The 19,115-nt window shown below is 64.7% G+C and carries 16 protein-coding genes and 1 other RNA gene; 9 read left to right on the top strand and 8 right to left on the bottom strand.

All coding sequences use genetic code 11. From position 1 onward, the window contains the following. The first annotated feature begins 192 nt into the window (after positions 1-192). Positions 193-1,164 (top strand): NADPH:quinone oxidoreductase family protein, encoded by a 972-nt coding sequence (locus tag HV773_RS04570; RefSeq protein WP_129562113.1) that lies wholly within the window; start codon positions 193-195, stop codon positions 1,162-1,164. 82 nt (positions 1,165-1,246) lie between these two features. Here the strand turns inward: HV773_RS04570 and HV773_RS04565 are convergent, their stop codons facing one another. From HV773_RS04565 to ffs, 5 genes are all read right to left on the bottom strand, one after another. After that, complete coding sequence (locus HV773_RS04565) at positions 1,247-2,500, bottom strand: CaiB/BaiF CoA transferase family protein (RefSeq protein WP_129562114.1); 1,254 nt, start codon at positions 2,498-2,500, stop codon at positions 1,247-1,249. Between the two features lie 34 nt (positions 2,501-2,534). Next, positions 2,535-3,131 carry a recombination mediator RecR gene (gene recR / locus HV773_RS04560; RefSeq protein ID WP_035526232.1) on the bottom strand — a complete coding sequence of 199 codons (597 nt, stop codon included), beginning with the start codon at positions 3,129-3,131 and terminating at the stop codon, positions 2,535-2,537. Positions 3,132-3,229: 98 nt separating this feature from the next. Beyond that, positions 3,230-3,556, bottom strand: a complete 327-nt coding sequence (locus tag HV773_RS04555; RefSeq protein WP_028204938.1) for a YbaB/EbfC family nucleoid-associated protein — start codon at positions 3,554-3,556, stop codon at positions 3,230-3,232. 81 nt (positions 3,557-3,637) lie between these two features. Continuing rightward, positions 3,638-6,094, bottom strand: a complete 2,457-nt coding sequence (locus tag HV773_RS04550) for a DNA polymerase III subunit gamma/tau (RefSeq protein ID WP_129562115.1) — start codon at positions 6,092-6,094, stop codon at positions 3,638-3,640. A gap of 253 nt (positions 6,095-6,347) precedes the next feature. Next, an RNA gene (gene ffs, locus HV773_RS04545) (signal recognition particle sRNA small type) lies at positions 6,348-6,446 on the bottom strand. A gap of 480 nt (positions 6,447-6,926) precedes the next feature. Here ffs and trxA point away from each other — a divergent pair. The 8 genes from trxA (at position 6,927) to HV773_RS04505 (ending at position 15,844) form a co-directional block, all read left to right on the top strand. Beyond that, positions 6,927-7,253, top strand: a complete 327-nt coding sequence (gene trxA / locus HV773_RS04540) for a thioredoxin TrxA (RefSeq protein WP_027797264.1) — start codon at positions 6,927-6,929, stop codon at positions 7,251-7,253. A 256-nt stretch (positions 7,254-7,509) separates the two neighbouring features. Further along, on the top strand, positions 7,510-8,772 hold the full coding sequence (gene rho, locus HV773_RS04535; RefSeq protein WP_129562116.1) for a transcription termination factor Rho: 1,263 nt from the start codon (positions 7,510-7,512) through the stop codon (positions 8,770-8,772). A 165-nt stretch (positions 8,773-8,937) separates the two neighbouring features. Then, a complete protein-coding gene (locus HV773_RS04530; RefSeq protein WP_129562117.1) occupies positions 8,938-9,576 on the top strand; it encodes a MerR family transcriptional regulator in 639 nt (212 codons plus the stop codon). Continuing rightward, complete coding sequence (locus tag HV773_RS04525) at positions 9,573-11,129, top strand: MFS transporter (RefSeq protein ID WP_129562118.1); 1,557 nt, start codon at positions 9,573-9,575, stop codon at positions 11,127-11,129. Before HV773_RS04530 ends, HV773_RS04525 begins: the two co-directional genes overlap by 4 nt. A 65-nt stretch (positions 11,130-11,194) precedes the next feature. Next, positions 11,195-12,040: a M90 family metallopeptidase gene (locus HV773_RS04520; protein ID WP_129562119.1), complete on the top strand. Its 846-nt coding sequence runs from the start codon at positions 11,195-11,197 to the stop codon at positions 12,038-12,040. Positions 12,041-12,188: 148 nt separating this feature from the next. Next, positions 12,189-12,449 (top strand): type B 50S ribosomal protein L31, encoded by a 261-nt coding sequence (locus HV773_RS04515; protein ID WP_129562120.1) that lies wholly within the window; start codon positions 12,189-12,191, stop codon positions 12,447-12,449. 265 nt (positions 12,450-12,714) lie between these two features. Continuing rightward, positions 12,715-14,469 carry an ArnT family glycosyltransferase gene (locus HV773_RS04510; protein ID WP_129562121.1) on the top strand — a complete coding sequence of 585 codons (1,755 nt, stop codon included), beginning with the start codon at positions 12,715-12,717 and terminating at the stop codon, positions 14,467-14,469. A 7-nt stretch (positions 14,470-14,476) separates the two neighbouring features. Then, entirely contained in the window at positions 14,477-15,844 is a 1,368-nt protein-coding gene (locus HV773_RS04505) for an MATE family efflux transporter (protein WP_129562122.1), read from the top strand. 57 nt (positions 15,845-15,901) lie between these two features. On the opposite strand, the gene lipA is transcribed toward HV773_RS04505, so the two are convergent. The 3 genes from lipA to HV773_RS04490 are packed head-to-tail and all read right to left on the bottom strand — an operon-like array spanning position 15,902 to position 19,069. Next, positions 15,902-16,936 (bottom strand): lipoyl synthase, encoded by a 1,035-nt coding sequence (gene lipA / locus HV773_RS04500; RefSeq protein ID WP_129562123.1) that lies wholly within the window; start codon positions 16,934-16,936, stop codon positions 15,902-15,904. A gap of 2 nt (positions 16,937-16,938) precedes the next feature. Beyond that, the gene (locus tag HV773_RS04495; protein WP_129562124.1) at positions 16,939-18,060 is read right to left on the bottom strand and encodes an acetoin dehydrogenase dihydrolipoyllysine-residue acetyltransferase subunit; all 1,122 of its coding nucleotides are present in this window, start codon (positions 18,058-18,060) and stop codon (positions 16,939-16,941) included. 4 nt (positions 18,061-18,064) lie between these two features. Next, on the bottom strand, positions 18,065-19,069 hold the full coding sequence (locus HV773_RS04490; RefSeq protein WP_129562125.1) for an alpha-ketoacid dehydrogenase subunit beta: 1,005 nt from the start codon (positions 19,067-19,069) through the stop codon (positions 18,065-18,067). Positions 19,070-19,115: the final 46 nt, after the last annotated feature.

Below are 19,115 nucleotides of genomic sequence, written 5' to 3'. Positions count from 1 at the left end.
TCGTGCGAGCCGCTTTTCGCCCCCCTCACACACCCTTTTGCGCAATCTTTCATGGCCGCATGCGTACCGGATTAATAACCTGCTCGCGGAAATAAATGCACGGTCGTTCGCGTTCGCCGGGATTGCCGTACACTGTGGCGCTGAGTCTTATCCATGACCGCCCCACCAGAACGACAGAAGACAGGAGACACGATGCGCGCAATCCGCTGCAACCAGTACGGCCCGCCCGAAACGCTCACTCTCGAAGACCTGCCTGAACTCGTGCCAGGCGCGGGCCAGGTGGTGATCGACGTGAAGGCGGCGGCCGTCAACTTCCCCGACGTCCTGATCATCGAGAACAAATATCAGGTCAAGCCTGCACTACCCTTCACGCCCGGCGCCGAAGTCGCTGGCATCGTGCGCGCCGCCGGCGAGGGCGTAGCGCTCGCACCCGGCATGCGCGTGGTCGCCTATGTGGGCAACGGCGGATTCGCGGAGCAAGTGCTTGCCGATGCCGCCGCCTGCGTGCCGCTGCCCGAAGGCGCCGACTACGCCACTGCAGCCGCCTTCACGCTTGCCTACGGCACCTCGCATCATGCGGTGGTCGACCGCGCCGCGCTGCGCGCCGGCGAAACGATGCTCGTGCTCGGCGCCGCGGGCGGCGTGGGTCTGGCGGCGGTGGAAATCGGCAAGGTGCTGGGGGCGCGCGTGATCGCGGCGGCATCGAGCGACGAAAAACTCGAGGTCTGCCGCCGCTTCGGCGCCGACGCCACCATCAACTACAGCACCGAGGACCTGCGCGAGCGCATCAAGGCGCTCACCGACGGCAAGGGTCCCGATGTGATCTACGACCCGGTCGGCGGCGTCTATGCCGAACCGGCGTTTCGCAGCATCAGCTGGCGCGGCCGCTATCTCGTGGTCGGCTTCGCCAACGGCGAAATCCCGAAGCTGCCGCTGAACCTCACGCTGCTCAAGGGTGCGAGCATCGTCGGCGTGTTCTGGGGCGATTTCGCGCGCCGCGAGCCGCAGCGCAACGCAGCCGCCTTCGCGCAGATGGTGGGCTGGATCGGCGAAGGCAAGCTCAGGCCCTATGTCTCGAAGCGTTACGCGCTCGCCGACACCGCGCAGGCGCTCAAGGACATGGCCTCGCGCAAGGTGACGGGAAAGATCGTGATCGAGCCCTGAGCGGCGCCTTATACCAGCGGGAATAAAAAAGGCTCGCAATGCGCGAGCCTTTTTTGCGTTTTTTGGCGCAATAACTGCGTTGTTAGACGATTTGTTGCGCGTGCAACTGTGCAATGCGCTCCGCGTCGTAACCGAGCGAACGCAAGACTTCGTCGGTATGCTCGCCCAGTTCGGGGCCGAGCCAGCGCGTGTCGCCTGGTGTTGCCGAGAGCTTCGGCGTAACCGCCGGCAGTGCGATATCGACGCCCTCGCCTTCCTGCCCGTCCTTCTTCTGCCAGCGGAACTGCTGGATCATCTGGCGCGCGGCGAACTGCGGATCGGTGAACATATCGGCCACCGTGTAGATGCGGCCCACGGGTACGTCCGCGTCGTTGAGCACGTCGAGCGCCTCGTCGATGGTGCGTGTCGCGAGCCACTGCGCGATCGCGCCATCGATCTCCGCGGTGCGCGGCACACGGCCATCGTTATGCGCGAGGCCGGGATCGTTGGCGAGGTCGTCGCGTTCGATCGCTGTCATTAGGCGCTTGAAGATCGGATCGCTGTTGCCGCCGATCACGATGCTGCCATCGCGGCATGGATACGTATTCGACGGCACGATGCCCGGCAGCGAGGCGCCGGTGCGCTCGCGCACCATGCCGTAAACGCCGTACTCGGGCACCACGCTCTCCATCATGTTGAACACGGCCTCGTAGAGCGCGACGTCGACAATCTGGCCGCTGCCGCCGTTCATATTGCGATGATGGAGCGCCATCATCGCGCCAATCACGCCGTGCAGCGCGGCGATCGAATCGCCGATCGAAATGCCGATGCGCGGTGGCGGCAGTTCGGGATAGCCGGTGATGTGGCGCAGCCCGCCCATCGACTCGGCAATCGCGCCGAAACCCGGGCGGTCGCGATACGGGCCGGTCTGGCCATAGCCGGAGAGCCGCACCATCACGAGACCCGGGTTCTCTTTCGAGAGCACGTCATAGCCGAGCCCGAGCTTTTCGAGCAGGCCAGGCCGGAAGTTCTCGATAACGATATCGGCTTCTTTCGCGAGCCGGCGCACGATCTCCTTGCCCTCCTCAGCCTTGAGATTGATCGTCACCGACTTCTTGTTGCGTGCCTGCACCGCCCACCAGAGCGAGGTGCCGCCCACTTCGGGATAGAGCTTGCGCCACTTGCGCAGCGGGTCGCCGCCCTTCGGATCCTCGATCTTGATGACCTCGGCGCCGAATTCGCCAAGAAAGCGCGCTGCGAACGGGCCTGCGATCAGCGTGCCGAGCTCGAGCACTTTCACGCCCGCGAGCGGACCGGCGGGTTTCGTACCGGATTCAGGGGAAGAGGCTGCGCTCATGAGTCTCCTTTCGTGTTCTGCAATCGGCGCGGCGCTACATCGAGCGCCGGTCGAGCATTGCGCGGGCAATGGTGCCCGCGTCGACGTATTCCAGTTCGCCGCCCACCGGCACGCCGCGCGCGAGGCGCGTGACAGCGAGGCCTCGCGCCTTGAGCGTCTGGCCGAGATAATGCGCGGTCGCCTCGCCTTCGTTGGTGAAGTTGGTTGCGAGCACAACCTCCTTGACGATGCCATCCGAGGCGCGCTTCACAAGGCGGTCGAAATGAATTTCCTTGGGACCGATGCCGTCCAGCGGACTCAGATGGCCCATCAGCACGAAATACAGTCCGCGATAAGTCATGGTCTGTTCGAGCATGATCTGGTCGGCGGGCGTCTCCACGACACACAGGAGCGTGGGATCGCGCTCATCGTCGAGACATGTTTCGCAGACCTGAGCTTCGGTGAAGGTATTGCACTTCTCGCAATGCTTCAGATGGTCGGTCGCGAACAGCAGCGCGCGGCCGAGCTTTTCAGCGCCGTCGCGGTCGTGCTGCATCAGGTGATAGGCCATGCGCTGCGCCGACTTCGGCCCGACACCGGGCAACACGCGCAGCGCCTCGACGAGCGCCGCCAGGGCGGAAGGTTGTTTCATGCGGATTCAGCGTGGCAATGCGTGAGCGTGTGCGGTGGCCGGGAAAGCCACCGCGCACGAGGCTGCGCGCAGCCACCGGGCCGCGCGGCGCGCCTGCTTTAGAACGGCATTTTGAAGCCCGGCGGCAGCGGCAGACCGGCGGTCATGCCGCCCATCTTTTCCTGCGACGTGGCTTCGGCCTTGCGCACGGCGTCGTTGAACGCTGCGGCGACGAGATCTTCGAGCATGTCTTTGTCGTCGGCGAGCAGGCTCGGATCGATCGACACACGGCGCACGTCGTTGCGGCACGTCATCGTGACCTTGACGAGGCCGGCGCCTGCCTGACCCTCGACTTCGATCTGGGCAAGCTGCTCCTGCATCTTCTTCATGTTTTCCTGCATCTGCTGAGCTTGCTTCATGAGCCCGGCGAGTTGACCTTTCAACATTTCACTGCTCCTTCTGGATCATGTGTGATTCGTAAATGACGTGTTCGCACGCGCGGCGCCCGGAGCGCCGCGCGGCGCAATTCAATGGGCGGCCTGGTTGCCGCCCGTCGCGGCTTCGGGCGCGATCGGCCGGATCGAACCCGGCACGATGCTCGCGCCGAAGTCGCGAATCAGTTGCTGCACGAAAGGATCGGCGCCGATCTCGCGCTCGGCGTCGCGCTGGCGCTCGGCGCGCGCAGCGGCATCCAGCGCAGCCGCCGTGCGGCGCGCTGGGCCGACCGTGACGTCGACTTCCACGGACTTGCCGAGACTTTCGGCCAGCGCCGTCTTGAGCTTGGCGACCTGCGAGGTTTCGGCGTACTGCGGCACCGGCACGCTGAGCTTGAGCACGCCGCCTTCGAGCGCGGTGAGCTCGCTGTTGAACGCAAGCTGATACGAGATGCCGGTGAGCGGTAGCGTGGCGGCAAGCGCCGGCCAGTCGCCCGAGAAGCCGATGGCGTCCAGCGGAATGCCTGCAGGCAGCTTGCTCACGTCGACCACTGCCGCCGAAGTCGCGGCGGGAGCAGCTGCGCGTGGCGCAGCGGACTCGCTCTCATACGTGGGCACGAAATTGTCGTCGGGCGCGGAGAAATAAGCGTCGTCGGCGCTGAGCGGCACGTAGTCGTCGGGCGGGATGTCATCCCAAGGCGGTGCGCCCGATGCGTCCTGACGCGGGCTCGCCCCTCGCGCGGGCCGGCGCGGCTGCGCTTCCTGCGCAGCCGCGGCGCGACGCGCGGGGTCCGGCGTCGGCACCTTCACCTCCGCGCGTGGCGCGGCGGCCTTGGGAACCGCCGTGGGCGCTGCGGCCTGGGCCGCTGGCCGGGAACCGCGTTCGGAGGAAACACGCATGCCCTTGCTACGCAGCACGTCGAGCGCGGCGCCCGCGCCGCTGCGCGACGAAGACGCGGCTACGGCCGCCGCCTTCTCAGGCTGCGGCTCGGGCGCTGCCGGCTCTGCGGCGACAGGCGCAACAGTGGGAGCCGAAGCGGTTTGCACGTCGGCTTGTGCTGCGGGCTTTGCGTCGTCGTCGCCCGACGCGGTCGTGGCTTCGTCTTCCCAAGGCGGCACGATGCGCGCTAGCGCAACAGGCGCGGCGTCCACCACATTCGCCGCCGCGGCGTCTGCGGGCGCGGCACGCACATCGTCGGCAACCGGCGATGCGGTGCCCTGCTTCGCGTCTTCGACCACAACGGCACGAAGCGGCGCGCTCGCCACTTCCGCCGGCGCCTGTTCGGCGCGCGGTGCGACCGACTTTGTCGGCGCGGCAAACCTCGGCTGGGCAACAGCACGTTCGGCGGACGCAGCGCCCGCCGCCGAAGTTACCGTCTGCGCTGCTGTCTGTACAGCCGCACGCACGCCGGCGCCTGCGGCAGCCGGCCTCGAGACCGGCGCGCTGCCGACACTGCCCGCGCCCACCGAAGGCTCGAACGCAAGCATGCGCAGCAGCGTCATGGTGAAGCCTGCGTACTCGTCGGGCGCAAGCCCGAGCTCGCTGCGCCCGAGCGTCGCGATTTGATAGAAAAGCTGCACTTGCTCCGCGCTCAGCACGTCAGCGAAGCGGCGCAAATCGTCAGCCTCGGGCCATTCATCAAGCACCGACGCCGGCGCGAATTGCGCCCACGCCACGCGATGGAACAAGCTCGCGAGATCTTGCAGCGCGGTCGAGAACGACAGGCTGCGCAGCGACATTTCGTCGGCGATCGCGAGCACCTGCGCACCATCGCCGGCAACCAGGGCATCGATCAGGCGAATCAGGTAGCTTTGGTCGAGCGCACCGAGCATGCCGCGCACGGCCTCTTCCGTGACCTGATTGGCCGAATAGGCAATGGCCTGATCGGTGAGCGAGAGCGCGTCGCGCATCGAGCCGTCCGCGGCGCGCGCGAGCAGGCGCAGCGCTTGCGGCTCGAACTCGACTTTCTCTTCGCCAAGAATATGCGTGAGATGCTCGACGATATTGCCGGCCGGCATCTGCTTCAAGTTGAACTGCAGACAGCGCGAGAGCACCGTGACCGGAATTTTCTGCGGATCTGTGGTCGCGAGGATGAACTTGACGTGCGGCGGCGGCTCCTCCAGCGTCTTGAGCATCGCGTTGAACGCGTGGTTCGTGAGCATGTGCACTTCGTCGATCATGTAGACCTTGAAGCGTGCATCCACTGGCGCATAGACCGCGCGCTCGAGCAGCGCCGCCATTTCGTCGACGCCGCGATTGCTCGCCGCGTCCATCTCGACATAATCGACGAAGCGGCCTTCGTCGATTTCCCGGCACGCGCGACACACGCCGCATGGCCTGGACGTCACGCCGGTCTCGCAATTAAGCGCCTTGGCGAAGATGCGCGAGAGCGTCGTCTTGCCCACGCCGCGTGTGCCCGTGAAGAGGTACGCGTGGTGCAGACGCCCGCCGTCGAGCGCATGCGTGAGCGCGCGCACCACGTGCTCCTGTCCGACGAGCGAAGCGAAATCCTTCGGTCGCCACTTGCGTGCGAGAACTTGATAGGTCATCCGGAAATTGTATCAGCAACGCCCGCGCGCCCAGATGGATTCGAAGCGCGTCTCGCGCCCTCCGGACGGGCACGCCGAACCACCGCAGCAGCACTGCCACGAGGCATCTCTGACGAGTTCTTGCACCCTGCCTCTTCGCTGCCAATCCGCATGCGAGCAACGTGCGCAGGCGGCACACTCAGCCACATTCGGCAAGGCTATGCACCAGGGAGAAAAACGAGGGGAAAGAAGAAATAACGCGGAAAAAAAGGAAGGTGACGAGCCTGACCCTCGGCACTGGCGGAAAACGGCTGTGGCTGCTTCGTTCCCGACCTGACCAGGTTGACCGCCCCTCCATGCGAGGAGGCCCGTCACGGCGCATTCTAACATCGGTTGTGCGGCATTGCGAATGCCGCATCGCAAAAAGTCTTCAAAAGACCCTGGACCAATGCGATGAATGAGCCGGGATGAGTCCGTGAAAAACATGAAGGCAGACGCAAAACGACACATCGTGTGCGCCCTCTTGCAAACACGCACGGCATCGCCATATCGGCATTGTGATGGGTGCGTCGCTCGGTGGGAGGCGTTGGCGCAAAGCAATGCTAACGCAGTAGAAACGCCCGAAAATGCCCGGAAACCCTGCTGCTGATATGCGTACTATCACCGTCGGCAACGCATAGGGATTTAGGCTACACTGGCGTCGACCGTTACCTGGGCAGGCCCGGCGACCGTGTCACGGCGACCGCATCCGGTCTCGCCTGGCTAGGCCTTGGCACCCCCGGATATATTTTGAGTTTTGGTGTATCGTGGCGAGCAATTCAATCAGCCTCGATCGTGAAGAGGTATTCATATAATGAGCGAACAAATCAAGCATATCAGCGACGCATCGTTCGAACAGGACGTCGTGAAATCCGACAAGCCCGTGCTGCTGGACTTCTGGGCCGAATGGTGCGGCCCCTGCAAGATGATCGCGCCGATTCTCGACGAGGTCGCGAAGGACTACGGCGATCGCCTCCAGATTGCGAAGATCAACGTTGACGAGCATCAATCGACGCCCGTGAAGTTCGGCGTGCGCGGCATCCCGACGCTGATCCTCTTCAAGAATGGCGCCGTTGCGGCACAAAAGGTCGGCGCGCTCTCGAAGTCGCAGCTCACCGCGTTCCTGGATAGCCACCTGTAACCAGGCGCTCCACCGCCCCGCCGCGAGAACAAGCGAATGGGCGGGCGAATCAAAGGTGCGTGTTGTCCACCGACAACACGCACCGCAAAAACATGCCGAAACTTACTGCCGGGCTCCACTGGCGGCTTCCGGCGTGTGCTATGCTAGAATTCATAAAGCGTCTACCCGGCGCCCTTATATAAGTCCTTGAGCGGTTCCGCTCGCTTCTTTTCCCCCAGACTTCTTTTCGTCGCATCCTCCCCGACGGGTTCTCCGTATGCATCTTTCCGAGCTCAAGTCTCAGCATGTCTCCGCACTGATCGAGATGGCCAATGGCCTCGAGATCGAAAGTGCGAACCGCCTGCGCAAGCAGGAGTTGATGTTCGCCATTCTTAAAAAGCGCGCCAAGACGGGCGAAACGATCTTCGGCGACGGCACGCTCGAAGTCCTGCCGGACGGCTTCGGTTTCCTGCGCTCGCCGGAAACCTCGTATCTCGCGAGCACGGACGATATCTATATCAGCCCGTCGCAGATCCGCCGCTTCAACCTGCACACCGGCGACACAATCGAAGGCGAAGTACGTACGCCGAAGGACGGTGAGCGCTACTTCGCACTCGTGAAGGTGGACAAGGTCAATGGCCAGCCGCCCGAGGCCTCGAAGCACAAGATCATGTTCGAGAACCTCACGCCGCTCCACCCGAACAAGGTGCTGCTGCTCGAGCGCGAAATGCGCGGCGAGGAGAACGTGACGGGCCGTATCATCGACATGATCGCGCCCATCGGCAAGGGTCAGCGCGGCCTGCTGGTCGCCTCGCCCAAGTCGGGCAAGACCGTGATGCTTCAGCACATCGCCCACGCCATCAAACAGAATCACCCCGACGTGATCCTGTTCGTGCTGCTGATCGACGAGCGTCCTGAAGAAGTGACCGAAATGCAGCGTTCGGTGGCGGGCGAAGTGATCGCCTCGACCTTCGACGAACCGGCCGCACGCCACGTGCAAGTGGCCGAAATGGTGATCGAGAAGGCCAAGCGCCTCGTCGAAATGAAGCACGATGTCGTGATTCTGCTCGACTCGATCACGCGTCTCGCACGTGCGTACAACACGGTTGTGCCCGCATCGGGCAAGGTGCTCACCGGCGGTGTGGACGCCAACGCGCTGCAACGTCCGAAGCGCTTCTTCGGCGCCGCGCGTAACATCGAGGAAGGCGGCTCGCTCACCATCATCGGCACCGCGCTGATCGAAACCGGCAGCCGCATGGACGACGTGATCTACGAAGAGTTCAAGGGCACCGGCAACATGGAAGTGCACCTCGAGCGCCGCCTCGCGGAAAAGCGTGTCTATCCGTCGATCAACCTGAACAAGTCGGGCACGCGTCGTGAAGAGCTGCTGATCAAGCCGGACATCCTCCAGAAAATCTGGGTGCTGCGCAAGTTCATCCACGACATGGACGAAGTCGAGGCCATGGAATTCCTGCTCGACAAGATCCGTCAAACGAAGAACAACTCCGAGTTCTTCGACATGATGCGTCGCGGCGGCTAAGGGCCACGCCCATCCTGCCCCTTTGATGTACCGCAAACGCCCGCACACGCGGGCGTTTGTCATTTCTGGTCAAGACAGTTTAACGCCCCAACCTGCACGTGAACGTTCACGTTGAACTATAATCCGCCCATCACTCCACCGCCGCAGCCATGCGGCCGCCCGCCGATGCCCAGGGATTCCAGCGCACTGCTGACGGTGCGCGACGCCGCCCAGCGGCTCAACGTCACGCCGCGAACGCTCAAGTATTACGAGGAACGCGGCCTCGTCACGCCCACGCGCAGCGAAGGCCGCTACCGCCTCTACGACGAACAGAATCTAGAGCAATTTGCCCGCATCCTGCGGCTACGTGCGCTCGGCTTCTCGCTGCACGGCATTACCGAGATGCTCAAGCGCCCGCTCGAATCGCTCGACGACGGCCGCCGGCGCTATTCGCAGGAATCGCTGCAGCAGATTGCCGATGCGCTCGCGCAACAGATCGACACGCTCGACGCACGGATCGCCGCAGTGCGCCGCGAGTTGAGGGAAGCGCAGACAGTGCGCACCGAACTGGCCGGCGATCTCGACTATCTGCGGCAGCGCCTTTCTGGCGTGCCATCGGAGACGTTGATCGACGAGCGGCTTGCCGCCACGCGCCGGCGCAAGGAGGAGGCAAAAGCCTCGGAGCCGCCCGGCCGCCGCCCGAGCACGAGAGGCGGCAAACGCAACAGCAATACAAGCGGCGCCTCACCCGCTGCCAAGCCTGCCGAGAGCAACGATGAAGGCGAAAGCGCCAGCGAGCGCAAACATGGGAGCGCTCGCGAATGAGCAGCACCCCGACCCGCGCCCCGCTGTTTGACGCGGCACGCCTGCGAGGCGACTTTTTCCCATGGGTGCTCGCGCTCGCGACCGGCCTCGACTACTACGACAACGCGATCTTTTCGTTCTTCACGAGCTATATCGCCGGCGGCATCAACGCTTCTCCCGACGAACTCGTCTGGGCATCCAGCGCTTACGCGGTATGCGCCGTGCTCGGCATTCTGCAGCAGCAATGGTGGGTCGAGCGCATCGGCTACCGCCGTTATGTGGGTGGCTGCCTGCTGCTCTATTCCGCGGGCGCGGTGGCGGCGGCGCTCTGCGAATCGTCGATCGAACTCGCCTTCGCGCGCGGTTTCCAGGGCTATTTCATAGGCCCGATGATGGGCACCTGCCGCATCCTCATCCAGATTTCCTTCACACCACAGCAGCGCCCGGTGGCGACGCGCGCGTTCCTGATCCTGATCGTGCTGTCCAGCGCGCTCGCGCCGCTCGCGGGCGGCTTTCTCGTTGCGCATTTCGACTGGCGCGCCCTCTTCGCGTTTTCCGCGCCCGCCGGCGTGCTCTATGCGGTGCTCGCCCTGCTCGCACTGCCCGACGCCGGCCACGTGCTGCCCGAAGAGCGCGGCGATACGCATTTCTGGCCCTACATCATCTTCGCACTTGCCCAAGGCGCGCTGCAGATCGCCATGCAGCAGGTGCGCTTTGCGCTCTTCAGCACCTCGCCCGGCACCATCTTGCTTAGCGTTGCCGGCATAGGAGCGCTCGCGTGGTTCGCCTGGCACCAGTGGCATCATCCGAAGCCGCTCATGCGACTGCATGCACTGCGCGAAAAGCCGTTTCGCGTCGGGCTGCTTCTCTACATGGTCTATTACTATCAGAGCACTGCGCTCAGCTATCTGGTCTCCCGCTTTCTCGAGGGCGGGCTGAATTATCCGGTGGAGAATGCGGGCCGCCTCACTGGCGTCACCTCGCTGATTTCGGCTTCGACGCTATTCTTCTATTTTCGCTACGCGAAGTACATCACACACAAGAAGTGGATCATCGTGCCGGGCTTCGTGCTGGCGGCGTTCATCTCGTTCTGGATGACACGCCTCACGCCCGAAACCAGCGAAAATTGGCTCGTTTTCCCGCTGCTGCTGCGCGGCCTGCTGCTGCTCTTCATCGTGCTGCCGGTCGCGAACCTGACGTTCCGCATCTTCGACAACGAAGAGTTCACGCACGGATACCGCTTGAAAAACGTCGTCCGTCAGTTGACGATATCGTTCGCGACCGCAACGATTATCATCGTCGAGCAGCACAGGCTGGCGCTCCACCAGACGCGGCTCGTGGAATTCGTGAACCCGTTCAACCCGATCTTCCAGAGCACTTATGCCACGCTCACGCACGCCTTCGAAGCGCTCGGCCGCTCGCCCGGCGAGGCCCATGGGCTCGCGCTCGTGCAGATGAGCCGCCTGGTCGCGCAGCAGGCGAGCTTTCTGAGCTCGCTCGACGGGTTCTATTTCCTGATCGGCGTGGCCGTGTGCGGCGGGATATTCGCAGCGTGGCAAAAGCAGATCGACTGAGCGGCTGAGCCTTCGAACACACCTGAACACGCACCCAAATGTGCAACAGAATACGCAACTGAGCGATGCTTTCGAAACTGACCCACTGGTTCGGCGCGCGCCGCCGCGAAAAGGCACTGCGCACCTATGCGATCGACGACGCGCTCTGGCAGACGACGCTTGCCGGGCTGCCCTTCCTCTCGCACCTCGAGGCCGCCGCCCTCGCGCGCCTGCGCGAACTCACGAGCCTCTTTCTCGCGCAAAAGGAGTTCTCCACGGCTCACGAACTCGAACTCACCGACCAGATCGCGGTAGCGATCGCGGCGCAGGCTTCGCTGCCGGTGCTCAATCTTTCCCTTGATCTCTATAAGGGCTGGGTTGGTGTAACCGTCTATCCCGGTGAATTCGTGATCCGCAAGACCGTCGAGGACGAGGACGGCGTGGTGCATGAAGTCGAGCACGACGCGAGTGGCGAAGCATGGGAAGGCGGGCCGGTGATCCTCTCGTGGGAAGACGCACAGATGACCGATGGCAGCGATGCCTACAACGTCGTGATTCACGAGTTCGCACACAAGATCGACATGCTCACCGGCGAGGCCGATGGTCATCCACCCCTTTTTCGCCGCTGGCATGCACCGCTCGACGGGCAGGCCTGGGCCGATGTGTTCGACAACGCCTATGACCAGTTCTGCGACAAGGTCGATGCCGTGCCCGAGCGCCGCTGGCCGCGCTTCGAGCGCGACTCGCTGATCGATCCCTATGCTTCGGACCATCCGTCGGAATTCTTCGCCGTGTGCAGCGAGGCGCTGTTCGTGAAGCCCAAGGCATTCGAGGCCGAATATCCCGAGCTTTACCGGCTGCTCGCATGCTATTACCGGCAGGATCCGGCCAAAGTGGGCGCGCTGGCCGCGCTCGCCGCTCCACCCACGTGAACCCGCCTCGCGAGGCAGCAAAAATTCGCCAACCAGCTGATTTTCTGGCATAATCGCCGTTTTTCGACCTTGGGCAAGTGGCTCGCGCCGAAACGACCTTCACAGTGAAGGCACGCGGGTTGGCTACCGCCAGATTTAAGGAATAACCATGAAAGAAGGCATTCACCCGAATTACCGCGAAGTCCTGTTCATCGACGTTTCGAACGACTTCCGGTTCGTGACCCGCTCGACCATCCAGACGCGCGAGACCGCCGAGTTCAACGGCAAGACCTACCCGCTCGCAAAGATCGAAGTGTCGTCGGAATCGCATCCGTTCTACACGGGCACGCAAAAGATCATGGACACGGCCGGCCGTGTCGAGAAGTTCAACAAGAAGTTCGGCGCGCGCGCCTCGGGCAAGGCAAAGTAAGCTTTCGAAGCGAGCTTCGCGCACCGGCTCTCGAGTCGGTCCCGCACAAAAAAGGGCAGCGTACGCTGCCCTTTTTTATTGCCTGCACGGTGTTCGCGCTGGTCCGCGCCGTGACGCTCGCTGGCGCGGGCGGCTAGAATGCCGGATGCTCCCGACCGGCGGCGCACGACGACACTGCCGCGGCAATTCCCGCGGCATCGCCCCCTTGAGGCCACGACCGCCATTGGCGCGCCCCGGTCTGCTTACCCGAATTCCTTCGCACTGCATGAAGCCTGCCATTCGCCTGACCGCCTCCGCCACCAGCGCCCTGCCGCGCTGGCTGCTGCTGACCATCTGCATCATCTTCGCTTCGTTCGGCCTGTTCGGCCGCGACCCGTGGAAGAACGAGGATGCGGCCGGCTTCGGCGTGATGTGGACGATGGCCGGCGGCACCACGCACGACTGGCTGATGCCGAACCTCGTCGGCAAATACATCACCGCAAATGGACCGCTTGGCTACTGGCTCGGCGCCATCTGCATCCGCGTCTTCGCCCCTTGGGTAGACGCGAGCAACGCAGCCCGCGTGGCCACCGGCGTGCTGTTCTGCAGCGCCTGCGCATTCGTCTGGTACGGCGCCTATCTGCTCGGCCGGCGCCCTGAAGTGCAGCCGTTCAAATACGCGTTCGGCGGCGAACCCGAGCCGCGCGACTACGGCCGTACGCTCGGCGATGGCGCCCTGCTCATCCTGCTGGCCTGCTTCGGCCTGGCCGAGCGCGGCCACGAAACCACGCCGCAACTGATGCAGTTCATGGGCATCGCCATGCTGGTGTACGGCCTCGTTCGCGCCATCGACAAGCCCATTCAGGGCGCGCTCTGGTGGGGCCTCGCGCTCGGCGTGGTGATGCTTTCGAGCGGGCCCGTGCTGGTCGGCGCACTGCTCATCGGCACGCTCGTCATGCTTGTGTTCGCGCCCGAGACGCGCTCGCGCTGGCTGCTCGTGGCCGGCTTGCCGGTCGCACTCGTGGTGTCGCTCTCCTGGCCGATCGCCACCCTACATCTCTATCCCACGGATGGCGTGTGGTTCCTCGACCAGTGGGCGCGCACGAGCGTCAGTGCCTTCGCGGGCCCTCCGGGCTCGGTGCTGCGCTACGCGGCCAAGAACCTGCCGCTATTCACGTGGCCGGCCTGGCCGCTCGCCATCTGGGCCTGGATGAGCTGGAAGGGGCTGCGGCGCGCGCCGCATGTCGCGATTCCGCTCTCGGTCATCGTGCCGCTTCTGATCCTCGTGATCGTGCAGAGCCACGAAACCAACCTGCTCTTCATGCTCGTGCTGCCTGCGCTCTCGGTGCTCGCGACCTTCGCGCTGCCCACGCTCAAGCGCGGCACGATCAACGCGATCGACTGGTTCGCGGTGCTGAGCTTCACGATCCTCGGCACCTTCGTATGGCTCGTCTGGCTCGCCAGCATGACCGGCTTCCCGGCGCCGCTCGCGCGCAACCTCGCGCGCCTCGTGCCGGGCTACGTGCCGCAGTTCAAGATTCTGTCGTTCGTATGCGCGGTGGCCGTGACCGTGTGCTGGATCACGCTCGCACACTGGCGCGTCGCGCGGCACCCGAAGGTGCTCTGGCGCAGCGTCGTGTTGTCGAGCGCCGGCACCACGCTGATGTGGGTGCTACTGATGACGCTCTGGCTGCCGGTCGTCAATTACAGCCGGACCTACAAGGACGTCGCTCAGCAGATCGCCGCGCATCTGCCGGTCGACTATCAGTGCATTTCGCCCGTGCGCCTCGGCGACGCGCAGATCGCCACCTTCGCGTATTTCGGCAAGATGCATTTCTCGTTCAACGAGGACTGCGACGTAATCCTGCGTCAGGACACGCAGGACTATAGCGAGCCGAGCCCGATGTCGAACTTCGCGTGGAAGCTCGTCTGGGAAGGCCGCCGCGCGGCCGACCGCGACGAGCGCTTCCGCCTCTATGTGCGCATCGACCGCCCGCAGCCGCCGCTGAAGAAACGCATCTGGCACAAACGGCCCGACTGAGGCCCCGGTGACAGCAACCTTCCTCGGCGATATCCGGCGCATCGCCACCCTCGCCTGGCCGGTGCTGGTCGGCCAGCTCGCGATCATCGCGTTCGGCGTGATCGACACCGCGATGGTGGGCCGCTATTCGGCGCTCGATCTCGCGGCGCTGGGGCTCGGTTCGTCGATCTATGTTTCGGTCTATATCGGTCTGACCGGGATACTCACTGCGCTGCAACCCGTCGCGGCGCAGCTCTACGGCGCGCGCAAGGACATCGAGATCGGCCTCGAAGTGCGCCAGGCCTTCTGGCTCGCGTTCGTGCTGATGGTGATCGGCTTCGTGATCCTGTACTTTCCCGGTCCGCTGCTGGACCTCGCGCGCGCGCCCGAGGCGCTGCGCGAGCGCACCATCGCGTATCTGCGGCTGCTCTCGTTCGGGCTGCCTGCGAGCCTCGCGTTCCGCATCTACAGTTCGCTCGCCAACGCCGTAAGCCGGCCGCGCCTCGTCATGTTCCTGCAGGTGGCCGCGCTCGGCATCAAGGTGCCGCTGAACACTTGGCTCATTTTCGGCGGCCTCGGCGTGCCCGCACTGGGCGGCCCGGGTTGCGCGCTCGCGAGCACCGCGATCAACTGGGCGCTTGCCGCGTGCGCCGCAATTGCGCTCACGCGCATCGACGTATTCGCGCCGTTCGAAATCTTCAAGCACTTCTGCTGGCCCGAGTGGAAGCGTCAGGCGGAACTGCTCAAGCTCGGCATTCCGATGGGGCTTTCGTATCTCATCGAAGTGACGTCGTACACCTTCATGGCGATCTTCATCGCGCGCCTCGGCACGACGACGCTCGCGGGCCACCAGATCGCCGGCAACGTGGGTGCGGTGCTCTACATGACGCCGCTCTCGATCGGCGTGGCGACTTCCACGCTGGTTGCCCAGGCGCTGGGCGGCGCGCGCCCAGCCGAAGCGCGCACGCTCGCGCGGCATGGCGTGATGACCGCGGCGGCGATCGCCTGCTGCTATGGCGCGATCGTGCTGGTGCTGCGGCCGCTCCTGATCAAGGGCTATACGCCGGACCCGACTGTCGCCGTGGCGGCGATGCCGCTCGTGGCGATCGTCACGGTCTATCACGTGTTCGACGCTCTGCAGATCACCACAGCATTCGCGCTGCGCGCCTACAAGGTCGCTGTGGTGCCGACGGTGATCTACGCCATTGCGCTGTGGGGCGTCGGCCTCGGCGGCGGCTATGCGCTCGGCTTTAATGTGCCTGGCACGCTGCCCGAGTGGGCGACCGGAGCACGCGGCTTCTGGATCGCCAATACGGCGAGCCTCGCGCTTGCCGGTGTCGGGCTCGTGATCTATCTGTCGTTTGTCAGCAGGCGGTATCTGCGCGTGAAGGCGTAAAAACCACCACTGGGCAACCGCCGAAGCAGGCACCCAGTCTAGGCAGTTAGTTGCAAATTAATCGACTTCTTCACGCGCCGATGCATGACCCCGCGCGGCTTCGACGGTCTGCGCGGCGTGATACGACGAACGCACGAGCGGCCCCGCCACCACCTCACTGAACCCCATGCCAAGCCCGGCCTCGCGCAGCGCCGCAAACGCGTCCGGATGCACGTAGCGGCGCACCGGCAAGTGATAACGCGACGGCGCGAGATATTGCCCGATCGTCAGCACCTCCACGCCATGCTCGCGCAAATCGCGCATGGTCGCGTACAGCTCGGTGTCGGTCTCGCCCAGCCCCACCATGAGTCCCGATTTCGTGACGAGCGCCCCATGCGCGGCCTTTGCACGCGCGAGCAGTTCGAGCGAGCCGCGATAGTCAGCGCCCGGCCGCGCCGCCCTGTAAAGCGACGGCACAGTCTCGATGTTGTGGTTGAACACATCGGGCCAGGCCACCGAGAGCGCCTCCAGTGCGCGATCGATGCGTCCACGAAAATCCGGCGTCAGAACCTCCACGCCGATGCCCGGCACGCGCTCGCGCACATTGGCGATGCAGCGCGCGAAGTGCGCCGCACCGCCATCACGCAGATCGTCCCGGTCCACCGAGGTGATCACGACATGACGCAGGCCGAGCGCCGCGACCGCCTCCGCAAGGTGCACGGGCTCATCTTCGTCGAGCGGCGCTGGCCGCCCGTGCGCAACGTCGCAAAACGGGCAGCGCCGCGTGCACAGACCGCCCATGATCATGAAGGTGGCCGTGCGCTGCGCGAAGCACTCGCCGATATTCGGGCACATTGCCTCCTCGCACACCGAATGCAGGCGGTGCTCGCGCAGCACGGCTGCCACCCCGGCGACCGTCGTGCTCATGAGCGGACGCGCGCGCAGCCAGGGCGGCTTGGGCAGCGCCGTGCCCTCGTCCGCCGGCACGATCTTCACGGGGATGCGCGCGAGCTTCTCGCGGCTGCGCAGGCCATGCTGGCCGAGCGCAGTGTCGCCGGACGCGCCCGGCGATGGTGCGCCCGCGCACGCCGCTTCAATCGTGACGGCGTTCATGGTCAGCCTCCCGTCTCGAAGAGCGCCTTGAGCGCGCGATTGACCTCGGCGGCGGCCTCCATCTGCACCATGTGCCCCTTGCCGGCGATCACCTCGACGCGCACTTCGGGCGACAACCCTTGTGCGTGCTTGACCGGAATGATCTGGTCAGTCTCGCCCCAGATCACCAGCACCTTCGGCGCCAGCGTCGACAGGCGATCTCGGAACACGCGCCGCTGCGCGCCGCCCTCGAAGGCCTGCGCCGAGATTTTCCTCAGCGCGTCCTGCACGCCTTCGAGCCGCTTGTACTTCACGAGGTCTTCCACGAGCTGGCGCGTAACCAGCGCAGGATCGGCGAACAGCTTCACCACATGCGGCTTGAGCGCGTTGCGGTTCGCTGCCGCGACGAAGCCCTCGATATACGCGCCGTCGATCTCGTCGCCGAGCCCCGCGCTCGCGATCAGCGCGAGCGTTGCAACGCGCGCGGGCACGCGTTCGGCCACCGTCATCGCGACCGCGCCGCCCAGCGAATGCCCGACCAGATGGGCACGCTCGATCTTCTGCGCGTCGAGAAAATCGACCACGCTCTGTGCGAGTTCGTCGAGCGCGCCGCTCTGGACCGCCTTGCCCGATTCGCCGTGTCCCGGCAGATCGAGCGCCCACACGGTGCGTTCCGTGGCGAGATCGGCATGATTGAAGAGCCAGTTGTTGAGATCGCCGCCGAAGCCGTGGATCAGCACGACTGGCGTGCCGTCGCCCTCGCCCAGCTTCAGATAGCGCAGCGTGCGCCCGCCGATTTGCGCCTTCTCCGGCTGCGGACCGGCATCGGCGTCGCCGGCTTTCGCAGGCACGAAATCGCGCTGGAATTCGGCCACCGCCGCATCTATTTCGGCCTCCGAATCTTCTACGCCCGCCACCACGCCGAGCAGCGCGCCCACCGGCAGCGTGTCGCCTTCCTGCGCGATCTGCCGCCGCAACACGCCGTCGAACGCGCACTCGACGCCCGACGCGATCTTGTCGGACTCGACGTCGAGCAATTCCTCCCCCTTGGCCACCTTGTCGCCGAGCGACTTGAGCCAGCCGTTCACCTGGCCCTGCTCCATCGAAAGGCCCCACTTGGGCATCGTGATCATGTGAATCGGCATGACTTCAGCTCCTTGCTGCGCGCACGGCATCGGCGATCTGCTGCGCCGAGGGAATGTAAAGGTCTTCGAGCGAGGCCGCGAACGGTACCGGCGTATGCGGCGCGGTCACCATGCCGACCGGTGCCTTGAGATCGCGAAACGCCTTATTCGCCACGAGCGCGGCGATGTCGGTCGCGATCGAGCAACGCGGGTTCGCTTCGTCGACGACCACGATGCGGCCCGTGCGGCTCACGCTCTCCAGAATGGTCTCCTCGTCGAGCGGCGAGGTCGTGCGCAGATCGATCACATCGGCTTCGACGCCGTCCTTCGCAAGCTGTTGCGCCGCGTCGAGCGCGTAGTGGAGCATACGCCCATAAGTGACGATGGTGACGTCGTCGCCGTCGCGCGCGATGTTGGCCTCGCCGAACGGAATCGAATACGACTCTTCGGGCACCTCGCCCTCCATCGTGTAGAGCAGCTTGTGCTCGCAGAAGATCACCGGGTCGTTGTCGCGGATGGCCTCGATCATGAGGCCCTTCGCGTCATAAGGCGTGGCCGGGCACACGACCTTGAGGCCCGGAATATGCGTAAAGAGCGACGTGAGCATCTGCGAGTGCTGGGCCGCCGCGCGCAGGCCCGCGCCGTACATCGTGCGAATCACCACCGGCGTGACCGCCTTGCCTCCGAACATGTAGCGGAACTTCGCCGCCTGATTGAAGATCTGGTCAAAGCACACGCCCATGAAGTCGATGAACATCAGCTCCGCCACCGGCCGCATCCCGCACGCCGCCGCGCCCACTGCCGCGCCGATGAAGCCGCCCTCCGAGAGCGGCGTGTCGAGCACCCGACCCGGGAATTTGCCATAGAGGCCCTTCGTCACGCCGAGCACGCCGCCCCACGCGTCCTGCTCGCCAGGCGAGCCCGCGCCGCCCGCGTTGTCCTCGCCCATCACGATCACGCTCTCGTCGCGCGCCATCTCCTGGGCGAGCGCTTCATTGATCGCCTGCGAATAGGTGATTTTCCGTGCCATTTCCGTCTCCTTGATCTGGAATCCTGATTACCTGATTGAACCGCGC

This window comes from Paraburkholderia caffeinitolerans (assembly GCF_902859945.1).
GTDB classification, from domain to species: Bacteria; Pseudomonadota; Gammaproteobacteria; order Burkholderiales; family Burkholderiaceae; genus Paraburkholderia; species Paraburkholderia caffeinitolerans.
Note: the sequence above shows the minus strand (reverse complement) of the source record. Positions and strands in the feature narration are given on the sequence as shown.

Bases quoted from the DNA above. Each gene is read 5' to 3' on its own strand.
- HV773_RS04570 (WP_129562113.1), top strand. From the start codon at position 193: ATGCGCGCAATCCGCTGCAACCAGTACGGCCCGCCCGAAACGCTCACT.
- HV773_RS04565 (WP_129562114.1), bottom strand. From the start codon at position 2,500: ATGAGCGCAGCCTCTTCCCCTGAATCCGGTACGAAACCCGCCGGTCCG.
- recR (WP_035526232.1), bottom strand. From the start codon at position 3,131: ATGAAACAACCTTCCGCCCTGGCGGCGCTCGTCGAGGCGCTGCGCGTG.
- HV773_RS04555 (WP_028204938.1), bottom strand. From the start codon at position 3,556: ATGTTGAAAGGTCAACTCGCCGGGCTCATGAAGCAAGCTCAGCAGATG.
- HV773_RS04550 (WP_129562115.1), bottom strand. From the start codon at position 6,094: ATGACCTATCAAGTTCTCGCACGCAAGTGGCGACCGAAGGATTTCGCT.
- trxA (WP_027797264.1), top strand. From the start codon at position 6,927: ATGAGCGAACAAATCAAGCATATCAGCGACGCATCGTTCGAACAGGAC.
- rho (WP_129562116.1), top strand. From the start codon at position 7,510: ATGCATCTTTCCGAGCTCAAGTCTCAGCATGTCTCCGCACTGATCGAG.
- HV773_RS04530 (WP_129562117.1), top strand. From the start codon at position 8,938: ATGCCCAGGGATTCCAGCGCACTGCTGACGGTGCGCGACGCCGCCCAG.
- HV773_RS04525 (WP_129562118.1), top strand. From the start codon at position 9,573: ATGAGCAGCACCCCGACCCGCGCCCCGCTGTTTGACGCGGCACGCCTG.
- HV773_RS04520 (WP_129562119.1), top strand. From the start codon at position 11,195: ATGCTTTCGAAACTGACCCACTGGTTCGGCGCGCGCCGCCGCGAAAAG.
- HV773_RS04515 (WP_129562120.1), top strand. From the start codon at position 12,189: ATGAAAGAAGGCATTCACCCGAATTACCGCGAAGTCCTGTTCATCGAC.
- HV773_RS04510 (WP_129562121.1), top strand. From the start codon at position 12,715: ATGAAGCCTGCCATTCGCCTGACCGCCTCCGCCACCAGCGCCCTGCCG.
- lipA (WP_129562123.1), bottom strand. From the start codon at position 16,936: ATGAACGCCGTCACGATTGAAGCGGCGTGCGCGGGCGCACCATCGCCG.
- HV773_RS04495 (WP_129562124.1), bottom strand. From the start codon at position 18,060: ATGCCGATTCACATGATCACGATGCCCAAGTGGGGCCTTTCGATGGAG.
- HV773_RS04490 (WP_129562125.1), bottom strand. From the start codon at position 19,069: ATGGCACGGAAAATCACCTATTCGCAGGCGATCAATGAAGCGCTCGCC.